We start from the raw sequence: 6,035 nt of genomic DNA on the forward strand, positions 1-6,035 counted from the left end.
ATGCGGACGCTGATTGATGTCTGATGACCAAAATCAACGCCCGGTCCAAGCCGGAGGCGAGGATGGCGACAGTGAGGATGGCGCGCGCGAACTGGCCCGCCTGGAATCACTCGCCGACTGGCTCGACACGCGCTTTCGTATTCCCGGCACCTCGATCCGTTTCGGGATTGACGGCCTGGTCGGCCTCGTCCCCGGTCTCGGCGATCTGGCGATGCTGGCGCCGGCCTTCTATCTGATCGCGCGCGCTGCCAGCCTGGGCGCGCCGCTACATGTACTCGCGCGCATGCTGATCAATACCTCGCTCGACCTGGTGATCGGCGCCATCCCGCTCGTCGGCGATATTTTCGACGTCGTCTTCAAGGCCAATCGTCGTAATACGGCGCTGCTGGCGCGGTTTCTGGAGCGGAAGAAGGCCAGGCGCATCCGGTAGCCGAGCCATCGGGCGAGCGCGACTGGGCGCCAGCGCCGCACTGGCAGGTCCAGCGCTCCGATTGTCTGGCCTCAGACTGTCCGCTAAAAGGCCAAATGACAAACAACTCTCCGATCGCTCTGAAAGCCTACGAAACGCTCGCCAAATCCTATGCGGCCAAGGCCGAGACCAAGGCTGAAAACGGCTATAATGAACATCCGGCCATTCGCTCCATCATAGGTTCGGCACAGGGCCTGCGTGTCCTTGATGCCGGATGTGGCCCCGGATTCCTGTCCCGCGACCTGCTTGAGGGCGGCGCGGCATCCGTCTCGGCTTTCGATCTCAGCCCCGCCATGCTTCGCATCGCTTCGGAACGGCTGGGGGATCGGGCCAAACTCTTCGTAGCCGATATGGGCGAGCCGCTCCCCATGCTCGGTGATGACAGCTTCGACCTGGTGGTCGCGTCACTGGCCCTCGATTATGTGCGGGACTGGAGCATTCCACTCGCCGAATTCAGGCGCGTCCTGACCAGCCAGGGCCGCCTGGTCATCTCCGTGCAACATCCGATGGGGTCCTACGAATGGTTCAAGCCAGAGACGGCCTTCGGCGTGCACTATTGCGAGGCGACTTGGCGCGGTTTCACTAACGAGCCCGTGGTCGTGCCCGACTATTACCGGTCCTTCGAAGAGATCATCAATCCGATCCTCACTGCCGGTTTTTCACTGCAAGGGCTGCACGAAACCCGTCCCGTCGCGGCCCTCAAGGACATCAACCCCCGGAAATATGCCCAGGGCATGACGCAGCCGACCTTCATGGTGATTGATGCGAGGCTGGCTTGAGCGCGTGCACGCTCGTCAGGCTTGCCGGTGAGCAATAGGGAGCCATCCCTGCGGGCGCACCGGCTTATCCCCCACCTTCTCCAATTATTCCACGTCATCCCGGCGAAGGCCGGGACCTCGACATGACAAGCGCTTGGCCCGGGCGATCGAGGTCCCGACTTTCGCCGGGATGACGATAAATCGTCAAACTTATCCCCACCCCTTCAACCTGCGAGTATGCTCACAGCGTTCCGGTCGCACGGGAGGCACGAGCTCAGTCATTCGCGGCGGTCGGGAGCGTGGAGCTCGTCCGGGCAGAGGGGTGACATCCCGAGCTCTGGTGAGGCCATGACCGGGGAAGGGCAGCATGAATGCTCGACTGTTCGTCCACGGTCATTTCGAGGCAGGGCCCGCGAGGGACCTGAGTAAATCTCCACGTGCGGGACGTCTCGGATGCCCCCAAAACTTACTCAAGAACCGGCATTCGCCGGCGTCCCGCACACCTCCCAAACCGGGAAGGCCCACTCAAACCTCCAGCGGCAAGCCGCGTGGAGATTTTCGTGCGGGAAAAAGGGAAAATGGTAGGCCCGGAGGGACTCGAACCCCCAACCAAGCGGTTATGAGCCGCCGGCTCTAACCAGTTGAGCTACAGGCCCGCTCGACAAGCGAGACCGTCATCGATACTGCGTCTTGCCGCGCAGGCCAAGACGTTGCGGCAGATGATCTCAGTGTGCAGCAGCGCGGCGCCGTTTCGGGCCGATGCTGAAGACCACAAGATGCGCCAGAAGGACGAGGGCCAGGATGATCAGTTCGATCTGGTCACGCAGCCAGAAACGCAGGCTATCGACCTCACTCCAATAGTCCCGCGATGCCCGCGTCGTCGCCGAAGTGCCGTCCCGCGGCAGACGGGCCGGGATCACGGCGGCCGCCAGTTGCGGCGAGACAAATTCATAGCCCATCGCCTGCAAGGATGTGGTCAGTTCGGTCAGGCGTGCCGGGTCGAGATACCAGTGGAAGAAGAAGCTGGCATAATTGTCGCGCAGAACGAGATTACGCCGGGCTGTCTCCAGCATCGCCTCCATGGAACGCCCGTGGATACTCCCCTCCGGGGCCCAGTTCCCCAAGGTTTCCGGCAGGATCACATCGCCGCGGATATCGCGGACCGGATAGGGGAAGAATTGCTCGCTGTAGAGCGCATCCGCACCGTCCGAATCGCCGGAGGCTTCGCCGCCAAAATACAGCACCCGTTCCAGCCGGGCCGGAAAGCGTTCCCCCATCGCGCTATAGGCCGATTGTGAGGCTGCGTAATGCGGCGATGTGAACAGCCAGGGCTGCGGCAGGCCAGCCATGTCCCAATTGGCAAAGGCCAGATCGAGACGGTCATCCCAGTGCGCTTCGCTGTCATTCTCGAGCGGTCCGAGCAGATCGAAGCGGCCGGACGAGTCGAGCCCGGCGCGGAAGAATTCATAATCGCTTCCGCTGACGCCAAAACCCGGATTGGGGATGTTCGCATGCTGGTGGGTCTGGCCGTGCATGATCAGTGTGCCTCCGGCCCGCGCCATATCGCGCAGGGCGCTGGCCAGATAGGGGCGTTCATTGAGGCTGAAACGGCGCTCGCGGCCATTGGAAAAATGGCCATTCGGATCAACGAATGTGTCGTACACGGTCGCGGCAAAGGGCACATTGAGCACCTCGATCGCCGCCAGCAGCGTGCGGATCTGCGCCGGGTCGGCGTCCGGTCCGATATCCTCGATCCGCATCAGGGCCTGGCGCACATCCGGCGCATCCGGCGCCAGGGTGCGCGACAGGATATCGGCGAAGACCAGGTAGCGATCATCTTCACTCGCATAGGGCATCGGGCTTTCACTGACCCAGGTCAGCGCTCCGGAACGCAGGGCCCAAGGCATGAGCTCGCCATCCTCGGCTTGCATTTGCGCCAGAATTTCAACGCGTTCCGGATCAGTGACGTGAATTTCGGCAACCAGGTCCATGCTGCCGGGATTACGGGTGAAGTGTTCTCCGCGATAGACGACATCCGGAAACGCCTTGGTCGTCGCGGCCTCGGCCAGCCAGCCGATCTGCGCCGCCAGTCCAGGCGCTGCTGCCTGCAGGCTCGCAGGATCGGGCTGAATCCACACCGTGGTGCCCTCGCCATTGATCGCATCGTCCAGCAAGGCGGGCGGCAGGCTCTGACCATAGGTCGAATTCACCACGATCAGGGCATCATGCCCGCTGCGATCATTGGGTTGATATTCGGAGATCGCGGCCAGCGCTGCCTCGGCATGACGCCCGGCCAGATTGGCAATATTGACCGCGTGCAATTCGCCCAGCGCGTGATCCTCGCCCTCGTCGGGATAGAGAACCAGAACGCTGGAGCGCTGCGGCATGGAGGCCGCTTCCGTGTCCGCACTGATCTCGCCATGCAGCGGATAAACCAGTGCGCCCCAGAGCGCGGTCAGCAATATTGTCAGGCGGACTATCATTGGAAGGCGTGCTCCCCAGCATCACAAGCTCCCTATCTTGCGGCCGGGTGCGTTCAAAGCTGGGTGCAAATGCGCCAAGATTGCGGCGGTCAGGGGTCATTCCGGGGCGTTGTCGTTCAGCTTGCAGACAGGTTGGCTGTGCCTGACTCGCCGCGACAATCCTACCGGCGTGATCGATATCAGCCTATGATCATCACCTCGGACCAAACCGACCCACAACCCAGGAGCCATGATTCATGATTCGCGCCCTTCTTGCCTCCACCGCCTTGGTGCTCGCCGCCAGCCCGGCTCTGGCCGAAGACCTCAACCCGACGCTCTCATTGTCGGCCACCGCCGATGTCCAGGTCGCGCCGGATTACGCCACGGTCCAGTCCGGCGTTGTCACCCGCGCCGCCACCGCCCAACTGGCTGTGCAGGCCAATGGCCGCGCCATGACGGCCGTCTTCGAGGCCCTGCGCCGCGCCGAAGTGAGCAGCGACGATATCCAGACCTCGCAATTGAGCGTCACCCCGGTCTATGCCGACCGCACGGAACCCAATCGGAACCAGTATGAAATCATCGCCTATGAGACCCGCAATACCGTGACGGCCAAGGTGCGCGACACCACCCGCGTCGGCAATGTGATCGACGCCATGGTCTCTGCAGGTGCCAATAATATCCAGGACGTCAGCTTCGGAGCTGAGGACACATCGGTGGCGATGGACCAGGCCCGCCGCGATGCGATCGCCAGCCTGCTGGCACGCGCCCGCCTGTTCGCTGATGCGGCCGGGTTCGAATTGTGCGGGATCACCCGGATGAGCGAAGACTTCGCCCGTTCGCCGCAACCGATGATGATGGCGCGGATGGACTCGGCCTCGACGCCGGTTGCCGCCGGTCAGCTATCGATCAGCGCCACGGTCAATGCGGACTTCTGCATCGTGACTGACTGATCAGGCCGCTGCAGGCTTGGCCACGACCTGGTTGTGTTCGTCGAACAGAACCACAACCGGGTCGTGCTGGCGCGCTTCCGCCTCATCCATATCAGCATAGGCGACGACGATGATGCGATCGCCGATCTGGGCCAGACGGGCCGCAGCGCCATTGATACCGAACATGCGGCTGCCGCGTGGTGCCTCGATGGCATAGGTGGTGAAACGCTCGCCATTGTTGATATTGAGCACATCGACCTGCTCATGCGGCAGGATCCCGGCGGCCTCAAGCAGGTCGCGATCGATCGAGATCGAGCCTTCATAATGCAGGTCCGCCTGGGTCACGGTGGCCCGGTGCAGTTTGCATTTCATCATGGTGAGACGCATCGCGCTCAACTCCGTGCGGATTATTGCTGCACTGCACATACGTGTCCCCGCCTCCGATTTCAACGGCCAGACGCGCCGAAATCCTCAGTGCCCGGCGGCGCGAGATGAATGGCGACCAACTCACGGTTTCAATCAAGGTTCATGCGAGGGGTTGGAAAATAGTGTATCTTGGAGACCTCGGGAGGGTGGAATGATCGGAACGCGCAAGCTTTTGACCCCATTGGCGCTGGCACTGCTCGCCAGCAGTGGCACACAAGCCCAGACCTCGGCGCCGCCCAACCCGGCGATGGTGCAACAAAGCCAGCCGGCAACCCGGCCGGCTAGCCCGCAGGCACCGCGCACAATTGCGGTCAATTGGGACCAGGCCCGGGCTGACGCCCGCCGCCAGGGCGTCGCCAATAATCAAGCGGCCGCTGCCGTCCGCGTCGCGCCGGAAATGCCCCGCCCCAGCAATAGCGAAGCCAGCGAGGTCGCCAATACGCGGCTGCCCGTGCTGGTCCCCAATATGGCGATATTGAGCGACACGCCGCCACCAAGCGTCCTGCTCTTCCCACGCACCGATTTCTACACCCTGTCGATCACCGGTGATGGCCTCGTGATCGAAGTCTTCGGCACCCGCCTCGCCCATGCCGTGGCGCCCGACGCGGTCACCGCGCGGCAATTACGGGCGACCGGGCCGGACGAATTGCGTGTTTCGGCCACCGAATATGGTCAGGTGGCCGATTTCAATCGCTATGGCGCCGCCTATAGCGTGACGCTGGAGTGCGACAATCCGCAAAGTGATCCGCGGTGTGCCGATGATGTTCTGGTGCGCCGTCTGGCTCGCTCGCTGATCATTGCCGCCGGATCGCCCGGCGAGGGAGGCTGATCATGTCGACCCGCGAGGCAGAGCGTGCCTTGGCCGCCGCAATTGCGGCTGCTGGTATCGCCGCCATGATATGGTGGCCGGCAGGGACTGGCATCCCGGCCGGGCCCGCGCCTGACGCGACAGTTCTGGAAGAGGCGCCCGACGAAGACATCATCGAACCGG

At 62.9% G+C, this 6,035-nt stretch carries 6 protein-coding genes and 1 tRNA gene; 4 read left to right on the plus strand and 3 right to left on the minus strand.

The features are described from left to right. Window positions 1-16: 16 nt before the first annotated feature. Together AAC023_RS06055 and AAC023_RS06060 are read left to right on the plus strand one after the other, a co-directional pair. On the plus strand, window positions 17-430 hold the full coding sequence (locus AAC023_RS06055; RefSeq protein ID WP_339739180.1) for a DUF4112 domain-containing protein: 414 nt from the start codon (window positions 17-19) through the stop codon (window positions 428-430). A gap of 95 nt (window positions 431-525) precedes the next feature. Beyond that, window positions 526-1,248, plus strand: a complete 723-nt coding sequence (locus AAC023_RS06060) for a class I SAM-dependent methyltransferase (RefSeq protein WP_339739182.1) — start codon at window positions 526-528, stop codon at window positions 1,246-1,248. A 558-nt stretch (window positions 1,249-1,806) separates the two neighbouring features. Here the strand turns inward: AAC023_RS06060 and AAC023_RS06065 are convergent. Beyond that, window positions 1,807-1,883, minus strand: a tRNA-Ile gene (locus tag AAC023_RS06065). 69 nt (window positions 1,884-1,952) lie between these two features. Continuing rightward, entirely contained in the window at window positions 1,953-3,710 is a 1,758-nt protein-coding gene (locus AAC023_RS06070; RefSeq protein WP_339739183.1) for a DUF2334 domain-containing protein, read from the minus strand. A 236-nt stretch (window positions 3,711-3,946) separates the two neighbouring features. Here AAC023_RS06070 and AAC023_RS06075 point away from each other — a divergent pair, with 236 nt between their 5' ends. Next, on the plus strand, window positions 3,947-4,639 hold the full coding sequence (locus AAC023_RS06075; RefSeq protein ID WP_339739185.1) for an SIMPL domain-containing protein: 693 nt from the start codon (window positions 3,947-3,949) through the stop codon (window positions 4,637-4,639). Here the strand turns inward: AAC023_RS06075 and panD are convergent, their stop codons facing one another. Continuing rightward, window positions 4,640-5,005, minus strand: a complete 366-nt coding sequence (gene panD, locus AAC023_RS06080; RefSeq protein ID WP_339739187.1) for an aspartate 1-decarboxylase — start codon at window positions 5,003-5,005, stop codon at window positions 4,640-4,642. It abuts the gene before it with no gap. Between the two features lie 190 nt (window positions 5,006-5,195). Here panD and AAC023_RS06085 point away from each other — a divergent pair, with 190 nt between their 5' ends. Next, the gene (locus AAC023_RS06085; RefSeq protein WP_339739189.1) at window positions 5,196-5,873 is read left to right on the plus strand and encodes a hypothetical protein; all 678 of its coding nucleotides are present in this window, start codon (window positions 5,196-5,198) and stop codon (window positions 5,871-5,873) included. Window positions 5,874-6,035 lie beyond the last annotated feature (162 nt).

This window comes from uncultured Maricaulis sp. (genome assembly GCF_963976135.1).
GTDB lineage: Bacteria > Pseudomonadota > Alphaproteobacteria > Caulobacterales > Maricaulaceae > Maricaulis.

Coding starts and splice junctions, on each gene's coding strand:
- AAC023_RS06055 (WP_339739180.1), top strand. CDS start 17: ATGTCTGATGACCAAAATCAACGCCCGGTCCAAGCCGGAGGCGAGGAT.
- AAC023_RS06060 (WP_339739182.1), top strand. CDS start 526: ATGACAAACAACTCTCCGATCGCTCTGAAAGCCTACGAAACGCTCGCC.
- AAC023_RS06070 (WP_339739183.1), bottom strand. CDS start 3,710: ATGATAGTCCGCCTGACAATATTGCTGACCGCGCTCTGGGGCGCACTG.
- AAC023_RS06075 (WP_339739185.1), top strand. CDS start 3,947: ATGATTCGCGCCCTTCTTGCCTCCACCGCCTTGGTGCTCGCCGCCAGC.
- panD (WP_339739187.1), bottom strand. CDS start 5,005: ATGCGTCTCACCATGATGAAATGCAAACTGCACCGGGCCACCGTGACC.
- AAC023_RS06085 (WP_339739189.1), top strand. CDS start 5,196: ATGATCGGAACGCGCAAGCTTTTGACCCCATTGGCGCTGGCACTGCTC.